Source organism: Clostridium muellerianum (assembly GCF_012926525.1).
Taxonomy (GTDB): Bacteria; Bacillota; Clostridia; order Clostridiales; family Clostridiaceae; genus Clostridium_AM; species Clostridium_AM muellerianum.
Window position 1 is genome coordinate 71283 of record NZ_JABBNI010000004.1, and the last position, 20957, is coordinate 92239.

A 20957-nucleotide genomic window follows, 5' to 3' on the forward strand; every position below is an offset into this window, starting at 1 on the left:
AATATTTAATTATTAGTAACCACTTAGGTGTTTATTAATCTTTATGAGCTTATTATAAATAAAAAAAAAAACGTTGTCAATGGCTGATTTTAGGATAATTTTCGGAAAAAAGAATAAATATTCAACATGTTATGTTATTATGCTAAGGAAAAAAATCATGTTCCCTAATTTACATAATCAATCCAATATTAATGATACATATTCTTATAAATATACAAAAAAAAAAATTAATTTTTGTCAAAAAAATAACTTTTAAATTAAATTTTATTTCTAAAGCATCAATAATTATTAACATTTTTTCCAAATAATTCACAAAAATAAAGCACCTTCCTATTACTTTTTATACCCATTAAGAAAGTGCTTCTTGATTCCAATATGAAAGTCTTAATCATTTAATATTTTTCTAAGTTCTGCTTCTGATAATCCAACAGTACATTTCCCAACCATTACTTTATTCTTCTTTATGCTGTTTTTACTGTTTCTTATGTTTCTTTTATTTTTGTGGACCATATCACTATTTTCCAACATTTCATATCTTTTTATTTCTTCTTTTAATTTTTCTATATATGCAGTTAGTTCTTCTATTTTCTTTTTTGTATTTATATTGCTATTCATGATAATTTCACCTTTCTTATTATTTAAACTATAATATATTATAAAAAACGTTTGTTACATATCTATTACATATTTGTAACAGTAAAATCACAAAAGTATATATTATAGAATGCCTTCCAAATAGTCATTATAAACAAATTTACTTAAATTAAATCTCTATGTTTATCTTATGTTTTTAAATATTTTCATGTTACTATATTTTTATAAAATCAAAGACCTTCAATATCCATTCTTTAATGAATACTGAAGGTCTTTGATTATTACATAAAAACACTCATAAGTGTAATTCAATAGCTATTGTTTTAATTAATCTTTGTTACTAGCTTATTATCAACTCATTTCGCTTGTTAACTAACTTTATTTTTTAATCTTAACTTATCAGCCACCATAGCAATAAACTCTGAATTTGTTGGCTTACCTTTATCATTATGTATTGTATAGCCAAATATCTTATTTATAGTTTCTACTTGTCCTCTAGACCATGCAACTTCTATAGCATGCCTTATAGCTCTTTCTACTCTACTTGCAGTAGTATTATATTTTTTTGCTATAGAAGGATATAGTTCTTTTGTTACTGCAGATAAAAGTTCCATATTATTCACAACCATAGTTATAGCTTCTCTTAAATACATATATCCTTTAATATGTGCTGGTACACCTATTTCATGTATTATGTTTGTTATTTCCTGTTCAAGATTAGTTGGTTCACTTTTAGCAAACTTAATTCCTGTAGTATCAATTAAAGAAATTGTTTTTTTAGGTTCATCGCCATTACTTATTGTATTATTGAACATTTGTCTTATTCTCTTAGTAAAAACATCCATATCAAACGGTTTTACTACATAATAATCTGCACCTAATGTTATAGCTCTTTGTGTTATCTTATCTTGCCCTACTGCTGAAAGAACAATTATTCTTGGCATAGGATCTATATCCATACTATTTAGTCTTTCTAACACTCCAAGGCCATCAAGATGAGGCATAATTATATCTAGTACCACCAAATCTGGATGCTTTTCTTCTATAAGAGCTAATGCTTCTAATCCATCCTTTGCAATACCAGTTACCACAATGTCTCTTTGATTTAAAAGATAATCATTGAGAATATTACAAAACTCTTTATTATCATCTGCTATAATCACGCTTATTTTTGATTCTTCCATATTCGTTACTCCCCTTTTTTTATTTAATTCCCATATCTTAACAAATTAATTAATTCGACAAAACTATTTTAAATCCTTCTTAGAAATAAAAGTTTTTATTGAAATTTAAAAGATAGCATAATTTATGCTATCTAATATTATTTTATCACACTTTTTACCATTATTTTAATTTTATTGATATTTTTATTTTTTATTTTAATAAAATATTTGCATCTTTAAGCATCCACTCTATATATATACCATATCCAGTATCAGGTTTATTTATAAGCACATGAGTTACTGCACCTATTATTTTATTATCCTGGATAATGGGACTTCCACTCATTCCCTGTACAATACCACCTGTTTTTTCTAAAAGAATAGGGTCTGTTATCTTTATTACCATACTTTTAGGCCCTGGAGAATCTTGAGACAATAACTTTTCTATCTGTATATCATAAAATTTTGGTTTTTCTCCATCTATAGTTGTTAAAATCTTAGCTGGACCTTCTTTTATTTCGTTTCTTAATGCAATTTTCATTGGTTTAATTTCCTTGTTAATTAGTTTACTACTGGCTTTACCAAAAATACCACACCTTGTATTTTTATATATTTTGCCTAATATTGTTTCTTCATTTACAAATATCCCTTTTAGTTCTCCAGGATTGCCTTTTAATCCTCTTTTAACTGACACAATAGAAGATGGAACTATTTCTCCTGAACCTATATTCAAAATAGTACCAGTATCTATGTCTGTAATAGGATGCCCTAATGCTGCAAACATTCCTGTTTTCTCATCATAAAAAGTTAGTGTTCCCACACCAGCAGTACAATCTCTTACCCACAGTCCTATTTTAAAATTATTATCTTCTGGATTTTTAACAGGTTTTACTGTTTTTTCAAGTTCCTCACCTTTTCTTTCTATTACTATTTTTAACTCATTACCGTTTGAATTATATATTTGTTTTTGAACATCTTCTGAATCTTTAATAACAACGTTATTTATTTTTGTAATATTATCTCCTATTTGTATGCCAGCTAAAGCTGCAGGACTAGTTATCTTGTCTCTTCCTGTTTTTATATCAGATAAAGCTACTACTAAAACTCCTTTTGTATTTAGCTTTACACCTATTGGCTGCCCTCCTGGATACAAAACTATTGAATTACTTACCGATTTTAATGAAACTAACTTTACAGGCAATATTCCTAATAAATTTACACTCATTTTCTTATCTTCTATATCAACATTCTTTATTTTATTTTGCTCTCTCAGTTTTACAAAGCTGTCGGTTTTTAAAGTTTCACCTTCTCTTATAAATATAGTAGTCGGTATATTTTGTGCCTTATAATAAGAAACTATCATTAATAACAGGATAGGAATTAAAATACAGCATAACATCTTTTTAATTTTTTTATCCATGCTTTTGCCTCCTGTCTTTAATTTATCTAATTTTAAGTTTCCCTTTAAGATATTTTATTATGCTATTATATACTTTCATTTAAAGTTAGCTTTTTATTTTTGAACTAAATTTTTCACTAATAATTTATAATTCACATGTATAGAATTTAAATCACAAAATAAAAAAGACTGCAAATACTTGCAGTCTTTGATCAGCTAATTTCCGTTTTTCTAAAATTAGCCATTTTTATAAGTTCTTTAGCATGTTCTACAGTTAGCTTTGTAACTTCAGAACCACCTATCATTCTAGCTATTTCATATTCTTTTTCTTCATTATCCATTTTTTTAATTTTAGTATATGTTTTTTCATCCTTAACTTCTTTAGATACCCAATAATGTATATCAGATATGCATGCAATCTGTGGAAGATGTGTTACACAAAAAACTTGATGATTTTTAGATATAGCATACATTTTTTCTGCTACGCACTGAGCTATCCTTCCACTTATTCCAGTATCTATTTCATCAAATATTACAGAAGGTATATGATCTTTATCTACAAATACAGTTTTTAACGCCAGCATTATTCTAGAAAGTTCTCCTCCTGATACTATTTTTTCTAAAGGTTTTAAAGGTTCACCAGGATTTGTAGAAATATAAAATTGAACTCTATCCATACCATTTGATTGAAACTTTTCATTAAGCTCTACATTTACCTTAAATGTACTCTTCTCAAGTCCAACAAAATTCAATTCGTTCTTTATCTTTAATTGTAAATCCTGAGCTATTTTACATCTTTCTAAATGAAGTTTTTCTCCATATATTTTTAACTCTTTTGCTAAGTTATTTTTTTCATTTTTTAATTTTTGTATTATTTCGTTACTATTTATCATTTCATTATATTGAAGCTTTATTTTGTCTCTATAATTTAAAATCTCCTGTATACTACTGCCATATTTCTTTTTTAATCCAGTTATTTGATATATTCTGCTATTTATATATTCCAATTCTCTTTCGTCATAGGAAACACTATCCTTTATGCTTCTTATTTGTTCTATACTTCCCTCTATATTATAATAAGCATCTTTTAAAACATCACTTATTTCTTTTATCTTAGGCAAATTTTGCTGCACTGAACAAAGCTCTTTTATAATCATTCCCAGATTATCATAAATGGATCCAGTCTCTTCACTTCCAGTATAAAGATAATTATAAGAGTTATTTAATACATTATTTATTTTTTCTGAATTTGAAAGTATTTTAAACTTTTCTTCAAGCTCTACATCCTCATTTTCTTTTAAGCTAGAATCATTTATTTCATTTATTTGATATTTTAAAAAATCTATAAGTTTATCTTTTTCTCCATCCTTGCCTATAAGTTCATTAATTTTATTCTCTATTTCACAAAGCTTATTGTACTTTTGTTTATAATTTAACAAAAGCTCTTTTAAGTTTTCTTCTCCATAAGAATCTACATATTCAATATGATTTTCCCACAATAGCAAATTTTGATTCTCATGCTGTCCATGAATATCTAGTAATGTACTGCTTATTAATTTCAAAGTAGTAACTAAGATTGATTTACCATTAACTTTTGTAATACTTTTTCCTGATTGAAATGTTTCTCTACTTATTATAACTAAATCATTAATATCTATGTCTATATCATTTTGTTTTAATATTTCTAATGTTTTAGGATTTGTTGAAGTAAAGATCGCTTCTACAAAAGTCTTATTTTCTCCAGTCCTTATTAGATCCTTATTAAACTTACTGCCTAATACATAGTTTATTGCATCTATAAGTATTGATTTACCTGCTCCAGTTTCACCTGAAAGTACATTAAATCCATTATCAAAAGATATACTTAAGTTTTCTATTAATGCGAAATTTTTTATATTTAATTGAAGGAGCATAGCTCTCAATGCCTCCTACTTTAAGAAATCATTTTTTTCATTTTTTGCGCTATAATTTCTGCTTTTTCCTTATCTCTAGCCAATACAAAAATTGTGTTATCTCCTGCAATATTGCCTGCTATACCATCAAAATTTAATGTATCAATAGCTTCTGCTGCTGCTGCTGCTGATCCTGTCATAGTTTTTACTATGACGAATTTATCTATATTCTCAACACTTATCACAGTTTGTGAAAATATATTTATTAGCTTGTTTGATAAACAACTTTCTGTATGAACTATAGTTGCATACTTATAATTACCATCATCAGCTAAAACTTTAATTAACTTTAATTCTTTTATATCCCTTGAAACAGTAGCTTGTGTAACATCCATTCCATTTTTCTTAAGTTCTTCAGCTAACTCTTCTTGTGTTTCAATATTTCTTGAATTTATAATCTCTAATATTTTAGCATGTCTCGTTATCTTCATAACTTCACCTTCATATTCCTTTACCAAAATGTAATTTTATTATGTTTATCCGATGTCTACCATCCATAACACTTTCTTCTATCCCCTTTAAGTGAAAGCTAATGGCTGATATTCTCCCTTGACAAGTTCTTCTAAGCCTCAAATAAGTTAAATACCTAAATGGTATTTAACAAGCTTTTGCTCCAAGAAAAAGTAATTCTCATAAGAAAGCTTCACCAAATCCTAAGTCTGAGCATTACCTTTAACCATCTTTTTCATGTCTGCTACTATTATTTTTGCCTTATCAGTATCTCTAGCTAAAACAAAAATAGTATTATTGCCTGCAACAGTTCCTGCTATACCGTAAAAATTTAGTGAATCTAATGATTCAGCTGCAGCATTAGCAGAACCTGCTATAGTTTTTATTATTATAAAATTGTCCACATTTTCAACACTTACTACAGTTTCTGAAAAAATCTTTATAAGCTTGTTAGATAAAAAACTTTCTGTATGAACTATAGTTGCATATTTATAATTACCATCATCAGCTAAAACTTTAATTAACTTTAATTCTTTTATATCCCTTGAAACAGTAGCTTGCGTAACATCCATTCCGCTTTTTCTTAGCTCTTCCGCTAATTCTTCCTGCGTTTCAATATCTTTTGAATTTATAATCTCTAATATTTTAGCATGTCTCGTTATCTTCATATTGTTCACCATAATATTCCTTTGCTCTAAATGTAACCTTTTTTCTTAAAGTATCAAAATAATCATTACTATTTAATTTAACTAACTTACATTTATTTTCTGCAGCACAAATATCTATTGTTTCAGTTTTATCTAATTTTATAAATTCTTGACCATCTATAGATAAAAATATGTCTTCATCATTTTTAGAAAAGTTTATTGATATATTACTTTTTCCATCTAAAACTATAGTTCTTGTTCCAAGAGTTTGTGAATACATTGGTGTTAAAATAAAATTATTTAATGTAGGATAAATTATAGGTCCCCCTGCTGACAATGAATATGCTGTAGATCCCGTAGGTGTACTCATTATTATTCCATCTGCTGCAAAAGTATTATAATATCTGCCATCAATATGGATTTTATACTTTACTATTCTAGCTATAACTCCCTTTGATAATACCACATCATTAAGGCCAATGCTAGTTTTTATCATTCCATCTTGTCTATAACTACACTTAAGCATTAATCTCTCTTCAATAGTATATTCACCTTCTAAAATACTCTTAATAGCAGATTCTATATCTGAACTTTCAACTTGAGCCAAAAATCCTAAATGTCCTATGTTAATTCCAAAAATAGGCACATTATATTTGGCTACCTGCCTCGCAGTATTTAGTATTGTTCCATCCCCTCCTAAAACTATAATCATATCCAGCTCATGACTTTTTTCCGTATTTAATCCTATACAATCATTATATACACTTACATTAATGTCTTTACATTCATTATAAATAGTTTTTATTATAAAATCCAACACTTCTCTTTTATCATCTTTTGTTGTATTTACATTAATACCTATGTTTTTCATATTGCCTCCCCATTAAGATTTTCATGAGCTGAATTTACTATATTAATCGTATCTTGTTCATTATAAGTTTCAATATAACTTTTTTCCTTAGTAAAATAAATTAGGTATTCTATATTTCCTTCTGGTCCCTTAATGGGCGAGTAATCTAGTGCAATTATTTTTGCATCTTGCTGCTTAACAAATTCTACAATTTCCTTAACAACCTCTTCATGGGTTGATCTTTCTCTTACTACTCCCTTTTTTCCAACCTTTTCTCTTCCTGCTTCAAATTGCGGCTTTATTAGAGCCATTATTTTACCATCGTCATTAAGTAGATTTAAAACTGCTGGTATTACCTTTTTTAAAGATATAAAGGACACGTCTATACTAGCAAAATCAGATGATTCACCTATATCTTCTGGTTTTAAATATCTTACATTAGTTCTTTCCATACATACAACTCTTGGATCTATTCTAAGTTTCCAAGCAAACTGTCCATACCCTACATCCACAGAAAAAACCTTTTTAGCCCCACTTTGAAGCATACAATCTGTAAAACCTCCAGTAGAAGCACCTATATCTAAACATGTCTTATCTTTTAATTCTATATTAAAATTCTTTACAGCTTTTTGAAGTTTTAATCCTCCTCTACTCACAAAAGGAAGTTTTTCACCTTTAAATTCAATATTTGAAGACTCTTTTACCTTTTCTCCACACTTATCTACCCTTTTATCATCTACAAATATTTCTCCAGCCATTATACTAGCTCTAGCCCTTTCTCTAGAAGAGAAAATTCCCTTTTTTACTAATAATATATCAAGTCTTTCTTTTGCTTCTGCCATAATAAACTCCTTTACTTCTATACTATTTTCAGCACGCTTTTTACAATTCCCTCAACATCTAATCCATACAATTTATATAACAAATCTGGTTTTCCATGAGGTATAAATTCATCTCTAAATCCAAGGTTTATAACTTTCACGTTTTTATTAAGGGTGTTTATATATTCAAGTATATAAGATCCTAGACCTCCTCTTACCACATTATCTTCTATAGTTACAATATTAAATCCTTCCTGTACCAAAACTTTAATAAGCTCTTCATCTATTGGCTTTATAAAGCAAGCATTTATTACAGTTACATTAATACCTAATTCTTTTAATTTCTGGCCTGCTAAAAGAGCATGCTGAACCATTTTCCCTTGAGCTATTAATGCTATATTTCCTTCTTTATGTAGTATTTCCCATTTTCCTAAAGTAAAGTCATTAAGAGCTTCCATGGTAACTTTCATATTATCGCCGCCTCTAGGATATCTTATTGCTATAGGATATTTTTGTTCTACAGACCACCTGAGCATATTTTTAAGCTCTGCAGTGGATTTTGGTGATACCACTACTATATTTGGCATATGAGTTAAAAATGATAAATCGAATACCCCCTGATGTGTTTCACCATCCTGTCCTACAATTCCTGCTCTATCAACAGCCAATATAACAGGTAACTTTTGCAAACAAACATCATGTAATATCTGATCATATGCTCTTTGAAGAAATGTAGAATATACGGCAAAAACAGGTTTAAGTCCAGACTTAGCCATTCCTGCTGCCATAGTTACAGCATGCTGCTCCGCAATACCTACATCAAAAAATCTATTTGGAAAAACTTTTGAGAATTCATTAAGTCCAGTTCCATCTCTCATAGCTGCAGTTATAGCTACTAAGTTATTGTAATGCTTTCCAAGCTGGACCATTTCATCACCAAAAGCTTTTGAATATGTAACACATGAATTGGAATATACTTCTCCACTACCACAATCGAAGGGTCCTACTCCATGAAATTTTCCAGGATTTTTTTCTGCAAATTCATATCCTTTTCCTTTTTTTGTTATGACATGAATAATAACAGGTCCTTCAATATTTTTAGCTTTTGATAATACCTCTGTAAGTTCTTTTAAATTATGACCATCAATAAGTCCTAGATATTTAATCCCAATATCTTCAAAAAACATGCCTGGAACTACCATTTGTTTTATTCCATTTTTTACTTTTTCAAGATATTTAGCCATTCCTTTGCCTATGTTAGGTATTCTTTTTAATGTGTTCTCTACTTCTAACTTAAACTTATTATACTTAGGATCAATTCTTATTTTATTAAGATATTTTGATACTCCACCTACATTTTTTCCTATAGACATTTGATTATCATTCAATACTATTATTAACTTTGTCTTTCTATATCCTGCATCATTTAATGCTTCTAATGCCATACCACCTGTAAGGGCTCCATCACCTATTACAGCTGCTACTTCATACTTTTCTTTTTTCAAATCTCTTGCTATTGCCATTCCAAGAGCTGCTGATAAAGAAGTACTGCTATGTCCCGTTTCAAAGAAGTCATAAATGCTTTCTGAACTTTTAGGGAAGCCACTCATCCCGCCAAATTGTCTGAGAGTATCAAATTTTTCTTTTCTCCCTGTAAGCAATTTGTGTACATAAGCTTGATGACCTACATCCCATATGAGTTTATCCTTATCTAAATCTAATACATTAAATAAACTCAATGTTAACTCTACTACACCTAAACTAGAAGCAAGATGTCCTCCTGTTTTTGAAACCTTTTCTATTAAAAATTCTCTTATTTCCCCTGCTAATTGCTTTTGTTGTTTTAATGACATGTGCTTTATTTCATGTATACCTTTGTAATTTTCTAGTATGTTTAACATTTTTACCTATCCTTTTTTAAAAAATATATTATTTTAGAAACTTTAAATAATATTTCATTACTTCTATTAATGGCCAAGTTTTTCCCTAGGGATTTTCCCCCTATAGTAAAAGCTCCTATAATCACTCCTATAAGCGTATTTATAATATATGTACTTAAGTTTGGAAAAAGTAAATGTACTTTGCTACTTATATATACTCCTATAGAACCACTCACTATTCCACATACATCACCTACTACATCATTACATATACTAGAAGTTTTATCTGCATTTTTTATAAGTTTTACAGCTATTTTCGCTCCTTTAACCTTTTTAGATGCCATAGCATGAAATGGTGTTTCACTAGCTGCAGTAACAGCCACACCTATAATATCAAAAGCTATTCCCGTTAATATAATAAAAATTAATATAATAAAAGCTACTAATATATTTACTTGTTTTAGTAGCACATCAGATAAAAGAGAAATACTTCCGCAAATTACCATGGACCAACAAATAATTTTAAAAATCCATTTTGTATTGCTCTTTTTATTATTAGGTTTAGATTTACTTTTCAAAAACTTACTCCTCCAAAAAAGTCATATATAATTATGTTTTAAAATTTAAAACTTTTATTTACTCTAAAATACATAATGGTGGTAGTATACTAAGTAAACTTTGCGGCTTAGGTCCAGTAGGATTTCCCATAGGATAATCAAAATGTCGCCATTTTGACGGTTTCCCTTTAATATCCTATCTATATTGTCACCATAAATAGAACTAGATCGCCACTTAGTCCGCACTGCAATCCCTAATATACTTTTATAAAAAACAGTCTAGGAGATTTCCTCAGCAGAGCTAGATACTTTTCTAGCCTCTTTTGCAGAATAGGTTTCTTTAAGCAATAGCCTGAAGTTTTTGGCCAAAACCTCAGATTTAAACTTACCTCCACCTAAATCCACTCAAGGCAGGCTACACTGCACATAGCTTTTACACCACATTACAGGTTTAATCCATTGACGTACACTAGGCATCTCACCTTGTACACAAACAATGGTCTCCACGGTGGTAGGGTCAGTTGCGCATGCCGTTGCGGCCGCCCCATCCTCCTTACTCCCAGCACAAGCCCATGACTGGGCGTCATAAGCCAGCACAAGGAACTTCATCGATGTGCCCTTTGACGGATTTTTAGCCCCGTCCTCAAAAAGTACTTCCCTGACTAGAATACTGCACCACCCTTTTTATACTTCACAATAAGACATTATATCATAGCTTTTTTTATATTCAAAGTATGTTTAAATCCAAATTTTCCACGATGCTGCAATTATAATATTATTTTTCTCTATTTAATAAAAATAATGTTAAATCCTTTAATTTAGATGTATCTCCAGAAACATTGTCTAATACTTCTATACATTCTCCTGTAATAGAATTACACATTTCAATGCATTTGTTCAATCCATAAGTTGTAATAAAGTTAGTTTTATTGTTATCTAAATCACTTTTAGCCTTTTTACCTAAAGTTTCAGTATCTCCTACAATATCTAAAATATCATCCTTTATTTGAAAAGCAAGACCTAACTTCATTCCATAATAATCTAAATTTTCTATATCTGATTTTGAAGCCCCACCTAATACAGCTCCTGCTATTATAGATGATTTTATAAGAGCTCCTGTTTTCTTACTATGCATATAATATAATTGATCGATTGGTATCTTGGTATTTTCGCTTAATATATCCACAATTTGACCACCTACCATGCCTTCAGCCCCTGCACTCTCAGCTATAATATTGCATGCCTTTATAAAATTTGGTTCCCTATTTATACAACTTTTAAGCATTAGATTCATACCTTCATTTAAAAGTCCATCTCCAGCAAGAACTGCTACTGCTTCTCCAAATACTTTATGATTTGTAGGCCTTCCTCTTCTTAAATCATCATTATCCATACATGGCAAATCATCATGAATTAGTGAATATGTATGAATCATTTCTACGGCTGAGGCTATAGGCAAAATTTCCTGAAAATCATCTTTATACAACATATAAGTAAGCAATAGTAATAAAGGTCTTATTCTTTTTCCTCCAGCACTTAAACTATAATCCATAGCTTCATAAACTTTTTTGTTATAGCTTCCTTTGTTTTTGAAATAATTTCCAAGCCAACTTTCAACAGTATCCTTTAAATGTTCTATTGATGTTTCTTTATCCATATCACATTCCCCATTCTTATTAAACTTTAATTTTCTACTTTAAATTCCTTTTCTCCTGATTCTGTAAAAAGCTTTATTTTTCCTTCCGCTTCATTTAAAATTTTATAAAGTTTATTAGTAAGCTTTATGCCTTCTTCATATTTTTTCATACTTTCTTCTAAAGGCAAATCCCCTGTATCCATCCCTCTAACTATTTCTTCTAACTTCTCCATCATAGTTTCATAAGATTCACTTTTTCTAGGCATAAGATCACCTTCACTCTCAAATTTCCATAATCAATTTTTAATATTTAAATTAAATTCTTCGCTTCCATCTTTTAACGTTATTTTAACTTTACCTAAGCTTTTAAGGTCTTGCATTGTATTTATAATATTTTTATCTTTATCTTGGATAATGGCATAGCCTTTACTTAATATATTCATTGGATTATGTGCTGTAAGTAAAGAATTAGCCTTAATTAATTTTTCTTTTTCTCTTTCTATCTTTGCTTTTATTCTTATGTGCATTAATTCCATTAATCTATCAATATTATTATATTCATTTACTATATATGAATAAGGACTATTAACATTTAGTTTTCCTTTAAGTAATTCTAAATAATTTTTTCTTTCTGCTAGCTCAAAATTCATTAAATTATTTAACGTATTTTTGTATGAAATAATTTTATCCTGTAAACCTTGTAAATCAAATACCGCTAATTCAGCAGCTGCCGAAGGGGTTGGTGCTCTCCTATCACTAACAAAGTCTGCTATAGTATAATCAATTTCATGACCCACTCCCGTTATTATAGGCTTCTTTGAATTATAAATAGAGTATGCTAAATTTTCATCATTAAAGCACCATAATTCCTCTATAGAACCACCGCCTCTTGCTAGTATAATAACATCTATATCATTAATTGTATTTAAATATTCTATAGCTTTTATCATACTTTCACTAGCATTTATTCCTTGAACTAAGGCAGGATATATTAAAAGTTCTATTGTACTATTTCTTCTTTTTGAAACATTTATTATATCTCTTACAGCTGCACCTGTAGGTGAAGTTATTACTCCAATTTTCCTAGCATAAGAAGGTATATCCTTTTTATGTTCAACTTTAAATAGTCCTTGACTTTCAAGCTTACTTTTCATTTTTTCAAAGGCTATGTAAAGTTCTCCCATACCAGCTGGTTCTATGTCATCACAATATATTTGATATGCTCCATCCTTTTCATAAACAGAAACTCTTCCTTTAACTACAACCTTCATTCCATTTTCAGGCATCAACTTTAAGTTTCTTGCCGAACTTCTAAACATAACACAATTTATTTTACTATACTCATCCTTTATAGAAAAATATATGTGCCCACTGCTGTGAAATTTTAAATTAGATATTTCTCCCTTTACATGTGAATTTCCTAATATAAAATCACTATCCACCAACCTTTTTATATAGCCATTCAATTCAGATACAGTTAAAGTTTTAATATACATTTTTTCACCTTTGCAATTTTAGACACTTAAAACCATTGCCATGTCTAAATATAATTATTTTTTCTTGATCATACTGCCTAAAACTCCATTTATAAAAGATGCAGACTTATCTGCTGAGTATCTTTTTGCTAATTCAATAGCTTCATTTATAGATACATTATTAGGAATTTCCTCTTCATATAAAAATTCATAAGTACATACCCTTAATATAGCTATATCTATTTTAGATAATCTGCTAAATTTCCAATTTATAAGGTGATTTTTTATTTCATTATCTATAGCTTCCTTATTTTGTTGTACTCCTTTAAGAACTCTTATTACATATTCCATATCTATATCTTTTAAGTCAATACTTTCAGAATCTAATTGATTATTATCATCAGCATCTGCAATTTGCAATTGATCCTTGTCTAACTCTATATTTTCCTTTAAATTTGCTATAACATCCTTAAAATCTTCCTTATTTATAGTCATTTGAAACAATAGTTTCATAACTAACTCTCTCGATTTTCTTCTGTTCATATTTTCCTCCTAATTTGGCCAAATATTCTTCTACAATTAATTATTCTCAGTTTAGATATAATTATACTTAAAGTATTTATGTAGTTCAAGTATACTACAAAAAATACTTACTAAGACATGGAAACACCCTCTGAACTCAGAGGGTGAAAATACTATTCTTCCATATCTTCCACAGAATCTTCTATCTTTGGTATCATAACATTTTGAACATGTATATTCACCGCTGAAACATTAAGTCCCGTCATAGATTCAACAGCTTTTTTTACATTGTCCTGTACTTCTAATGCAACATCAGGAATTCTCACGCCATATTCTACTACTACATATAAATCAATAGCCGCACTGCTTTCTCCAACACTTACTTTAACACCCTTTGAAAGGTTTTTCTTTCCACTTAAGATTTGAGTAATTCCACCTACAAGGCTAGCACTCATTCCTACTATTCCCTTTGCTTCTGTAGCTGCTAAGCCTGCAATTACTCCTACTACTTCATCAGATATTTTTACAATACCTAAATCAATTTCATTTTTAATATTTTCTTCCATTGGCAATACCCCCTGGTTTTTCACATAAATCAAATACTTTATTTACATTATATCAAATAGATTTACCTTTTACAAACACAGAAATTTTACATAATAAAAAAATAGAGAATTAAGAAATTTTCATTCTATATTCTCTACAATTTTTTTTATTTTATTTAGTTTCAATTTCTACTTCCTTTATTTGAGCTATTTCCATAACTACATTTTTCATATCTCTTGTGTCTTTATCTGTTAGCTTGTCTTTAGCTTTTACTACTAATCTAGCTTTACCACCTTCTATAGAACAAATTACATCTTCATATCCTTTACTCTTAAGAGTAGTTTCTATTTTAGATTCATAGTTAGTGCTCATAGCTAAATCTGTATATTTTTTAGAAGCCTCATCTTTTTTGTCTTTGCTTACATTTTTATCGTCAATAAAAGTTTTTAAAGTTTGTAGTGTTTGAGCATTTTTATTGTCACGAGTTAATTTTGCTTCTTCAAAGAATTGATTTTTATTATCCTTGCTGTCATCCTTATTTAGTGCTATTGTACTTTTTCCATTACTACTATCTCCTCCATTTACATACAGTGGATTATTAAGTTTTGTAGCAAGAACTCCCGCACATACAATAAGAGCTAAAAGAGCAACAATAATTACAGCTTGTTTCTTATTCATCATTAATTCCCCCCATCAACCTTTCTAAAAAATTATATGCTTAAAAAAAATTATATATACTACTTTTTCATAGGATAAACGTTAACTTTATTTTCAGATATATTAAATAAGTTAATTACAGCTTTTGTTATTCGAAGTTCAGTAACTTTGTTTTCAGCTCCTTCTGCCACAACACAAACTCCCGAAACCTTTGGCTTATACTTTTTAACTATAAGAGGTTTAGATTTACTACCATCATTAGTAATAACTACAGTGCTTCCATTATTTTTTTGTGTTGAATTTCTTACTCCACCTTCAGTATCCTTTTCCTCTGTATTATTTGTAGAATCACTTACATTGACTGCTGGAACTTGTTCCTCACCACTCTCAAAGTTAACCATGACATCTACTTTACCCACACCTTCAATTTTTTCTAAAGTACTTTTAAGTTTATCCTGAACTGTACTTTCATACTTTTCCGAATCACCATCTTGATCCTCTGATTTTTGCTGTTCTTTATCCTCATTTTTAACGTTTGTGCCTTGTGCACTTATTTGTGTATTTGAAGTCTTAAAAAAACTAATGGTTATAAGAATTAATACCCCTACTAAAAAAACTATAAATAAATTAACTCTATTCTTCTTGTCATTAAGAAAACTATTGTTTTCTTCACCTATATGTTTTTTAAATAGTTTTTTAAATAGTTTTTTTAAATCTTTTAAGTTCATAGTTTACCTCCTTATTTTATAGTTTATATACTTTAATTACATCTTTAGAAACACTTAGTTCACTGCTCAAGTATGTTGTAATATTCACAGTTTTTTCATCATTTATGCTGTCTTGATTATTAACAACCTTACTATTTGAATCTATCTTAACTTTTTTAACCTTTTCTACATTTCCTTCTTTTATACCTACATTAACATTCTTTATTTCTATTTTTCCATTATCTTTATCATAGCTTGCATCCACTTTAACCTTATAATTATTATTGGGATACTTTTCTTTTAATTTTTTTTCGCAGCTTTGTTGTAAATTTAATTTAAAAGCTTCCAAAGTACTATTAATACTTTTTTCCTTGTACTTATCAAAATCACTATTAAATTTTTGATTATCAAGACATTGAACTGCATTATTTGTATACGTAGTTATATCAAAATTTTTATCAAATAATTTTACTATTGGGTTAATAAAAACTGTAATTAAAATTAATCCCAACACAAATTTTGCATACTTTTTTAAACTATTGTCTGGTAAAATCATCTCTACTGCTGTAATAAAAAACACTGCTGTACAAATGGTTATAATCCATGTTTTTAACTGTTCGAGCAACTTTTATCACCTTCTTCTAAAGTTTTTAAATATGTCTTATGTTCCTATCATTGCTTTACCTGCCGATGCAACAATAGCTACCATAATAAAAAACATAACCGAAACACTTATAAGACAAGAAGCTATAAGTATTAAAGAATCTCCTGCTGAAGTTATACAATTTACAAGCCTGCTGTCACTAATAGGCTCTATCAAAGCCCCTGTAAGCTTATACATAAGTGCCATAATTAAAAGTTTTACCACTGGAAAAAGCATTATTATAATAATTATAATTAACCCTAAACTACTTAATGCATTTTTTAAAAGTATAGAATATCCAGCTACCGTTGATATAGCATCAGATAAGCTTTTCCCAACAATGGGTACAAAGTTATCTACTGCAAACTTTGCTGTTCTAGCTGTAACTTCATCAATAGTTTTAGATGTAATTCCCCTTATAGTAATTATTCCTATAAAAACGGTCATTATAATTCCTTGAGACCATAATGATATTTGATTTAATAATTTAGTAAGTTTATCTATTTTATATTCATCAGACATATTGTTAACAAATTGAAGTACAAATGTCATGCATATTATAGGAATTATTATATCCATAAATAACTTTGCACTTATTGTTATTGTACCTATAATTATTGGATCCATTACTGCTGCTTCTACAAAACCTCCAACACTTGCTATTAGCATTATTAATATTGGAACAAGTGCTGTCATAAAATCTGTCATTTCTTTTATAGTTCCTCTTGCAATATCTACTCCCATATAAAAGCTTTTTGCCATTATTATTATTAGAAGAGAATAGCATGCAAAATAAGCTATATTAGATAAATCTTCACTACTAAATGCCTTTTGAAGATTTGTAAGTAATGAACAAATCAACGCTATTGCTATAAGCATAGCAAGTAATTTTAATGAAGCTATTACTTCTCTAAACAAGTAACTAGTGAGTGCATTTACAATCTTTGGAGTAGATATTTTTCCATCTCCTGTCTTTATGAAGTTTTTTATATATTCCTTTACGTCTACATCTTTTAATACTTCGTATTTAGTTTTCATATTAGATATATAATTGTATAATTGTTCTACTTCTTCACTTTGACTTTGATTTTTTAAATTTTCTGCATAACCACCTTTTTCAGCTGCTTGTACATTAAAACACACAGTAAAAATTATAAATAAAATACATATGATTTTTTTCATACTAACACCTACATAATCTTTAATATTGACTGTAATACAGCCATAAGTATAGGGATTGCTAACACTAAAATCAAAATTTTACCGGCAAATTCAACCTTTGTACCTATATTGCCTTGACCTGCATCTTTACATATTTCACTACAAAAAGAAGCAATATACGCAATTCCCAGTATTTTAAATACAGTAATTAAATATACAAAATCTATATTAGCCTTGGCTGATAACTCCTGAATAAACTGAAGTATAGACGTAATTTTAGTTATCATAAATAGGAAAATCAGCACGCCTACAGCCATACTTACATACATGGCTAAATCGTTTCTTCTATTTTCAAAAATCATTACTATAAAAAGAGATATAAAGGCAAAGGTAACTACTTTTATTATTTCCATAGCTTCCTCCTTTCAGTCTGAACACTGGGTGATTTTGCTCATTCCTACTTGCAAAATTACCCGTTAAAGTCCATTAGGACTTTAACATCCTAAAGTTGAAACATTGTTCTCACTGTAGTAAATAATTTATTAACTAAATTTATTACCATCATAAGCACTATTAAAATACCTGCTAAATTTGCTACTACAGCGTAATCACCCTTACCACTTGATTCTAGAACTTTATCTATGATTATTACAACTATGCCTACCCCTGCAATTTTAAATATTAAGCTTATATCTAGCATTTTAATAACCTCCCTCTTTAAGCAAAGAATATTATCTAACCTAAATTAACATTATAACCACCATAGCACCTAATGAAAATCCAAGATATCTACACATCTTCACATTGTTATTCATTGAAATTTCCGAATGCTTAATTTGTTTTTTTAAACCATCTAATGTTAATGAAAACATTCTTTTTTCACCATCTATGTCACATTCTCCAAGAGTTTTAGCTAAATCAAGTAATACATCTAAATCTTCATTTTTTAAATTTAAAACTTCTTCTTTATTATTTAAAACCTTGTAAAATGCCTCATATGCACTATCAACAGCATTAGAAAATAACAAATTTGAAATTTCCTTAAATATAGTTTTCATAGGTTCCATGCTTTTCTGCGATACATTGAAGATAGCCTCTGGTAGCGGTGTAAATGTATATATCATATCATTTTGAAGTTGATTTACACATCTTACAATCTCATTAAGTTGTCTTGTCCTTTTTTTAAATCCTTCTCCATAATTAAATCCTATAGCTGTAGATGTGATTATTATCATAGTACATGCTAAAATCTTTAACATTTTAACTCTCCCATATTATAGATTTACTTTTAAAATCATATACATATTCAACAGTACCTGCTCCATTATTACTGCTTAATACTATTGCTCTTTCAAATACTTTATTTTCTACAATTTCTTTAAAAACTGGCCTATTATATAAATCCTCCACTCCAAATCCGTGTATTGTAGTGATCAGATTTACCCCTGAATTTAATGCAAACAATATGCTATCCATGTCTTTATAGGTTCCAATTTCATCACATACAATAACATCAGGAGACATACTTCTAATTGACATCATTATTCCTTCACTTTTGGGACAACTATCCAAAATATCAGTTCTTATTCCTATCCTTAACTGAGGCACGCCATTGTAACAAGCTGCTATCTCACTTCTTTCATCAATTACACAAACCTTTTTACCTATAAAACTTTTTTTTTGCATTCCATCAGAAATATTTCTTATCATGTCTCTAATTAAAGTGGTTTTTCCACACTTAGGCGGAGAAATTATTATTGTGTTTATTACGCTATTATTTTTAACAACAAAATCCATTAATGAATCTGAGCACCCTATAACTTCCCTGCATATTCTTATGTTAAGAGATGCTATATTTTTTATTGTCTTTACCTCATCTTTTTCTATAATGCACCTTCCACATATTCCTATTCTGTGACCTCCTCTAATAGTTATATACCCCTTCTTTATTTCTTCTTCAAAGGCATATATAGAATAATTACTTATCCTTTGTACAATAGCCCTTAAATCTTCCCTACTTGGTACATATTTATATATCATCTCTTCTTTTCCTATTTCTGCTATTAAGGGCTTGTCTGCTCTTATTCGTATCTCTTGAAGATCTTTTCTTAAAAAAACATCTTCTAAAAACTTTTTTATATCTTCTGGTAAAATGTTTAAAATTTCTTTCGTATCTATTTTTCTCATCTCCTTTCTTTATACTTATTTCTATTTTCATTTGTTTAAATTTATTCCTCATTAATATAAAATAATAAAAAAACCATATGAATGTTTAATACATTCATATGGTTTCTTTTCTCATTTTATTCATTGAATTGTGAAAGAATTTTATATTGACATTAAGTTATGGCAATTAGGACATGTTATTTTTTCTTTTTGTTTTATTATATCTTTATCAACATACACATCGTCACCGCAGTTAGAACATTTTAGTTGAATGAAATTGTCACCTTCATCTTCACATAATTCATAATCATTATCATATACATCATCCTGCAAACTAGATAAATCTTCATCCATAGCATCTATATAATCTTCCATATCTCTTTGTGCCCTAGACAATTCATCCACTTCTTCAGCCATAACTTTTAGCACATTGATTACTTCAGTTAGCACTTTTCCTTCTTTAGTAGCAGTATTGATTTCTAATCCATCTACTAACCCACTTAGATACGCTACCTTTGATATAATATCGCTCACTGTACCACATCCTTAAATTTATTTTGCCATTAGTATTCCTTAAACTCTTTCCATATATTCTCCAGTTCTAGTATCTACTCTTATCATTTCGCCTTCATTTACGAATATAGGTACATGAACTACTGCTCCTGTTTCAAGAGTAGCAGGTTTTAATACGTTAGTAGCAGTGTTACCTTTAACTCCTGGGTCTGTTTGTGTTATTTGTAATTCAACAAAGTTTGGAGCTTCTACTGAAAAAGCTTCTCCCTTATAGAATTTTATTATAGCAAACATATTTTCTTTTAAAAACTTAATAGCATCCTCAACTTTTTCAAAGTTTAAAGGAATTTGTTCAAAGGTTTCCTGATCCATGAAGTAATACAATTCTCCATCAGAATACAAATACTGCATTTCTTTTCTTTCTATTACAGCTTCTTGAAGTTTTGCTGTTGGGTTAAAAGTTGTATCAGTAACTCCTCCTGTTATAACATTTCTAAGTTTTGTTCTAACAAAAGCAGCTCCTTTTCCTGGTTTTACATGAAGGAAGTCTATTACAGTATACACTTGTCCATCTTGTTCAAAAGTAGTTCCTTTTCTTAAATCTCCTGCTGATATCAT

Annotated in this window: 25 protein-coding genes; all 25 read right to left on the minus strand. The window is 29.0% G+C overall.

The window, feature by feature from the left end; translation table 11 throughout:
• Window positions 1-384 precede the first annotated feature (384 nt).
• Window positions 385-615, minus strand: coding sequence for a hypothetical protein (locus tag HBE96_RS01330; protein ID WP_169295967.1), 231 nt, complete (start codon window positions 613-615; stop codon window positions 385-387).
• A gap of 347 nt (window positions 616-962) precedes the next feature.
• On the minus strand, window positions 963-1778 hold the full coding sequence (gene spo0A / locus HBE96_RS01335) for a sporulation transcription factor Spo0A (RefSeq protein WP_169295968.1): 816 nt from the start codon (window positions 1776-1778) through the stop codon (window positions 963-965).
• 190 nt (window positions 1779-1968) lie between these two features.
• Window positions 1969-3177, minus strand: coding sequence for a SpoIVB peptidase (gene spoIVB / locus HBE96_RS01340; protein ID WP_169295969.1), 1209 nt, complete (start codon window positions 3175-3177; stop codon window positions 1969-1971).
• Between the two features lie 191 nt (window positions 3178-3368).
• Window positions 3369-5069: a DNA repair protein RecN gene (recN, locus tag HBE96_RS01345; protein WP_169295970.1), complete on the minus strand. Its 1701-nt coding sequence runs from the start codon at window positions 5067-5069 to the stop codon at window positions 3369-3371.
• A 20-nt stretch (window positions 5070-5089) separates the two neighbouring features.
• The gene (locus HBE96_RS01350) at window positions 5090-5539 is read right to left on the minus strand and encodes an arginine repressor (protein WP_169295971.1); all 450 of its coding nucleotides are present in this window, start codon (window positions 5537-5539) and stop codon (window positions 5090-5092) included.
• Between the two features lie 222 nt (window positions 5540-5761).
• On the minus strand, window positions 5762-6226 hold the full coding sequence (locus tag HBE96_RS01355) for an arginine repressor (protein WP_169295972.1): 465 nt from the start codon (window positions 6224-6226) through the stop codon (window positions 5762-5764).
• Complete coding sequence (locus HBE96_RS01360; protein WP_169295973.1) at window positions 6204-7076, minus strand: NAD(+)/NADH kinase; 873 nt, start codon at window positions 7074-7076, stop codon at window positions 6204-6206. Before HBE96_RS01360 ends, HBE96_RS01355 begins: the two co-directional genes overlap by 23 nt.
• Window positions 7073-7897 (minus strand): TlyA family RNA methyltransferase, encoded by an 825-nt coding sequence (locus HBE96_RS01365; RefSeq protein WP_169295974.1) that lies wholly within the window; start codon window positions 7895-7897, stop codon window positions 7073-7075. The genes HBE96_RS01360 and HBE96_RS01365 overlap by 4 nt, the downstream gene beginning before the upstream one ends.
• 17 nt (window positions 7898-7914) lie before the next feature.
• Window positions 7915-9777, minus strand: a complete 1863-nt coding sequence (dxs, locus tag HBE96_RS01370; RefSeq protein ID WP_169295975.1) for a 1-deoxy-D-xylulose-5-phosphate synthase — start codon at window positions 9775-9777, stop codon at window positions 7915-7917.
• A gap of 2 nt (window positions 9778-9779) precedes the next feature.
• On the minus strand, window positions 9780-10334 hold the full coding sequence (locus HBE96_RS01375; RefSeq protein WP_169295976.1) for a hypothetical protein: 555 nt from the start codon (window positions 10332-10334) through the stop codon (window positions 9780-9782).
• 754 nt (window positions 10335-11088) lie between these two features.
• Entirely contained in the window at window positions 11089-11970 is an 882-nt protein-coding gene (locus HBE96_RS01385) for a polyprenyl synthetase family protein (RefSeq protein ID WP_169295977.1), read from the minus strand.
• A 26-nt stretch (window positions 11971-11996) separates the two neighbouring features.
• Window positions 11997-12215, minus strand: coding sequence for an exodeoxyribonuclease VII small subunit (locus HBE96_RS01390; RefSeq protein ID WP_169295978.1), 219 nt, complete (start codon window positions 12213-12215; stop codon window positions 11997-11999).
• A gap of 30 nt (window positions 12216-12245) precedes the next feature.
• A complete protein-coding gene (gene xseA / locus HBE96_RS01395) occupies window positions 12246-13445 on the minus strand; it encodes an exodeoxyribonuclease VII large subunit (RefSeq protein WP_169295979.1) in 1200 nt (399 codons plus the stop codon).
• Between the two features lie 54 nt (window positions 13446-13499).
• Window positions 13500-13967 (minus strand): transcription antitermination factor NusB, encoded by a 468-nt coding sequence (gene nusB, locus HBE96_RS01400; protein WP_169295980.1) that lies wholly within the window; start codon window positions 13965-13967, stop codon window positions 13500-13502.
• A gap of 152 nt (window positions 13968-14119) precedes the next feature.
• Window positions 14120-14512 carry an Asp23/Gls24 family envelope stress response protein gene (locus tag HBE96_RS01405; RefSeq protein ID WP_169295982.1) on the minus strand — a complete coding sequence of 131 codons (393 nt, stop codon included), beginning with the start codon at window positions 14510-14512 and terminating at the stop codon, window positions 14120-14122.
• Between the two features lie 151 nt (window positions 14513-14663).
• Entirely contained in the window at window positions 14664-15170 is a 507-nt protein-coding gene (locus tag HBE96_RS01410; RefSeq protein ID WP_169295983.1) for a SpoIIIAH-like family protein, read from the minus strand.
• Between the two features lie 59 nt (window positions 15171-15229).
• Window positions 15230-15877, minus strand: coding sequence for a stage III sporulation protein AG (spoIIIAG, locus tag HBE96_RS01415; RefSeq protein WP_169295985.1), 648 nt, complete (start codon window positions 15875-15877; stop codon window positions 15230-15232).
• A 16-nt stretch (window positions 15878-15893) separates the two neighbouring features.
• Window positions 15894-16481, minus strand: coding sequence for a stage III sporulation protein AF (spoIIIAF, locus tag HBE96_RS01420; RefSeq protein ID WP_169295986.1), 588 nt, complete (start codon window positions 16479-16481; stop codon window positions 15894-15896).
• A gap of 36 nt (window positions 16482-16517) precedes the next feature.
• Window positions 16518-17681: a stage III sporulation protein AE gene (gene spoIIIAE, locus HBE96_RS01425; RefSeq protein WP_169295987.1), complete on the minus strand. Its 1164-nt coding sequence runs from the start codon at window positions 17679-17681 to the stop codon at window positions 16518-16520.
• An 8-nt stretch (window positions 17682-17689) separates the two neighbouring features.
• Window positions 17690-18073 (minus strand): stage III sporulation protein AD, encoded by a 384-nt coding sequence (gene spoIIIAD / locus HBE96_RS01430; protein WP_169295989.1) that lies wholly within the window; start codon window positions 18071-18073, stop codon window positions 17690-17692.
• Between the two features lie 89 nt (window positions 18074-18162).
• On the minus strand, window positions 18163-18360 hold the full coding sequence (gene spoIIIAC / locus HBE96_RS01435; RefSeq protein WP_169295991.1) for a stage III sporulation protein AC: 198 nt from the start codon (window positions 18358-18360) through the stop codon (window positions 18163-18165).
• Between the two features lie 40 nt (window positions 18361-18400).
• Window positions 18401-18919: a stage III sporulation protein SpoIIIAB gene (gene spoIIIAB, locus HBE96_RS01440; RefSeq protein ID WP_169295993.1), complete on the minus strand. Its 519-nt coding sequence runs from the start codon at window positions 18917-18919 to the stop codon at window positions 18401-18403.
• 1 nt (window position 18920) lies between these two features.
• Window positions 18921-19847, minus strand: coding sequence for a stage III sporulation protein AA (gene spoIIIAA, locus HBE96_RS01445; RefSeq protein ID WP_169295994.1), 927 nt, complete (start codon window positions 19845-19847; stop codon window positions 18921-18923).
• Between the two features lie 141 nt (window positions 19848-19988).
• Complete coding sequence (locus HBE96_RS01450) at window positions 19989-20360, minus strand: CD1247 N-terminal domain-containing protein (protein ID WP_169295995.1); 372 nt, start codon at window positions 20358-20360, stop codon at window positions 19989-19991.
• A gap of 39 nt (window positions 20361-20399) precedes the next feature.
• On the minus strand, window positions 20400-20957 hold the full coding sequence (efp, locus tag HBE96_RS01455) for an elongation factor P (RefSeq protein WP_169295996.1): 558 nt from the start codon (window positions 20955-20957) through the stop codon (window positions 20400-20402).

Excerpts from the sequence above, each read along its gene's own strand:
- HBE96_RS01330 (WP_169295967.1), bottom strand. The coding sequence starts at position 615 with ATGAATAGCAATATAAATACAAAAAAGAAAATAGAAGAACTAACTGCA.
- spo0A (WP_169295968.1), bottom strand. The coding sequence starts at position 1,778 with ATGGAAGAATCAAAAATAAGCGTGATTATAGCAGATGATAATAAAGAG.
- spoIVB (WP_169295969.1), bottom strand. The coding sequence starts at position 3,177 with ATGGATAAAAAAATTAAAAAGATGTTATGCTGTATTTTAATTCCTATC.
- recN (WP_169295970.1), bottom strand. The coding sequence starts at position 5,069 with ATGCTCCTTCAATTAAATATAAAAAATTTCGCATTAATAGAAAACTTA.
- HBE96_RS01350 (WP_169295971.1), bottom strand. The coding sequence starts at position 5,539 with ATGAAGATAACGAGACATGCTAAAATATTAGAGATTATAAATTCAAGA.
- HBE96_RS01355 (WP_169295972.1), bottom strand. The coding sequence starts at position 6,226 with ATGAAGATAACGAGACATGCTAAAATATTAGAGATTATAAATTCAAAA.
- HBE96_RS01360 (WP_169295973.1), bottom strand. The coding sequence starts at position 7,076 with ATGAAAAACATAGGTATTAATGTAAATACAACAAAAGATGATAAAAGA.
- HBE96_RS01365 (WP_169295974.1), bottom strand. The coding sequence starts at position 7,897 with ATGGCAGAAGCAAAAGAAAGACTTGATATATTATTAGTAAAAAAGGGA.
- dxs (WP_169295975.1), bottom strand. The coding sequence starts at position 9,777 with ATGTTAAACATACTAGAAAATTACAAAGGTATACATGAAATAAAGCAC.
- HBE96_RS01385 (WP_169295977.1), bottom strand. The coding sequence starts at position 11,970 with ATGGATAAAGAAACATCAATAGAACATTTAAAGGATACTGTTGAAAGT.
- HBE96_RS01390 (WP_169295978.1), bottom strand. The coding sequence starts at position 12,215 with ATGCCTAGAAAAAGTGAATCTTATGAAACTATGATGGAGAAGTTAGAA.
- xseA (WP_169295979.1), bottom strand. The coding sequence starts at position 13,445 with ATGTATATTAAAACTTTAACTGTATCTGAATTGAATGGCTATATAAAA.
- nusB (WP_169295980.1), bottom strand. The coding sequence starts at position 13,967 with ATGAACAGAAGAAAATCGAGAGAGTTAGTTATGAAACTATTGTTTCAA.
- HBE96_RS01405 (WP_169295982.1), bottom strand. The coding sequence starts at position 14,512 with ATGGAAGAAAATATTAAAAATGAAATTGATTTAGGTATTGTAAAAATA.
- HBE96_RS01410 (WP_169295983.1), bottom strand. The coding sequence starts at position 15,170 with ATGAATAAGAAACAAGCTGTAATTATTGTTGCTCTTTTAGCTCTTATT.
- spoIIIAG (WP_169295985.1), bottom strand. The coding sequence starts at position 15,877 with ATGAACTTAAAAGATTTAAAAAAACTATTTAAAAAACTATTTAAAAAA.
- spoIIIAE (WP_169295987.1), bottom strand. The coding sequence starts at position 17,681 with ATGAAAAAAATCATATGTATTTTATTTATAATTTTTACTGTGTGTTTT.
- spoIIIAD (WP_169295989.1), bottom strand. The coding sequence starts at position 18,073 with ATGGAAATAATAAAAGTAGTTACCTTTGCCTTTATATCTCTTTTTATA.
- spoIIIAC (WP_169295991.1), bottom strand. The coding sequence starts at position 18,360 with ATGCTAGATATAAGCTTAATATTTAAAATTGCAGGGGTAGGCATAGTT.
- spoIIIAB (WP_169295993.1), bottom strand. The coding sequence starts at position 18,919 with ATGTTAAAGATTTTAGCATGTACTATGATAATAATCACATCTACAGCT.
- spoIIIAA (WP_169295994.1), bottom strand. The coding sequence starts at position 19,847 with ATGAGAAAAATAGATACGAAAGAAATTTTAAACATTTTACCAGAAGAT.
- efp (WP_169295996.1), bottom strand. The coding sequence starts at position 20,957 with ATGATATCAGCAGGAGATTTAAGAAAAGGAACTACTTTTGAACAAGAT.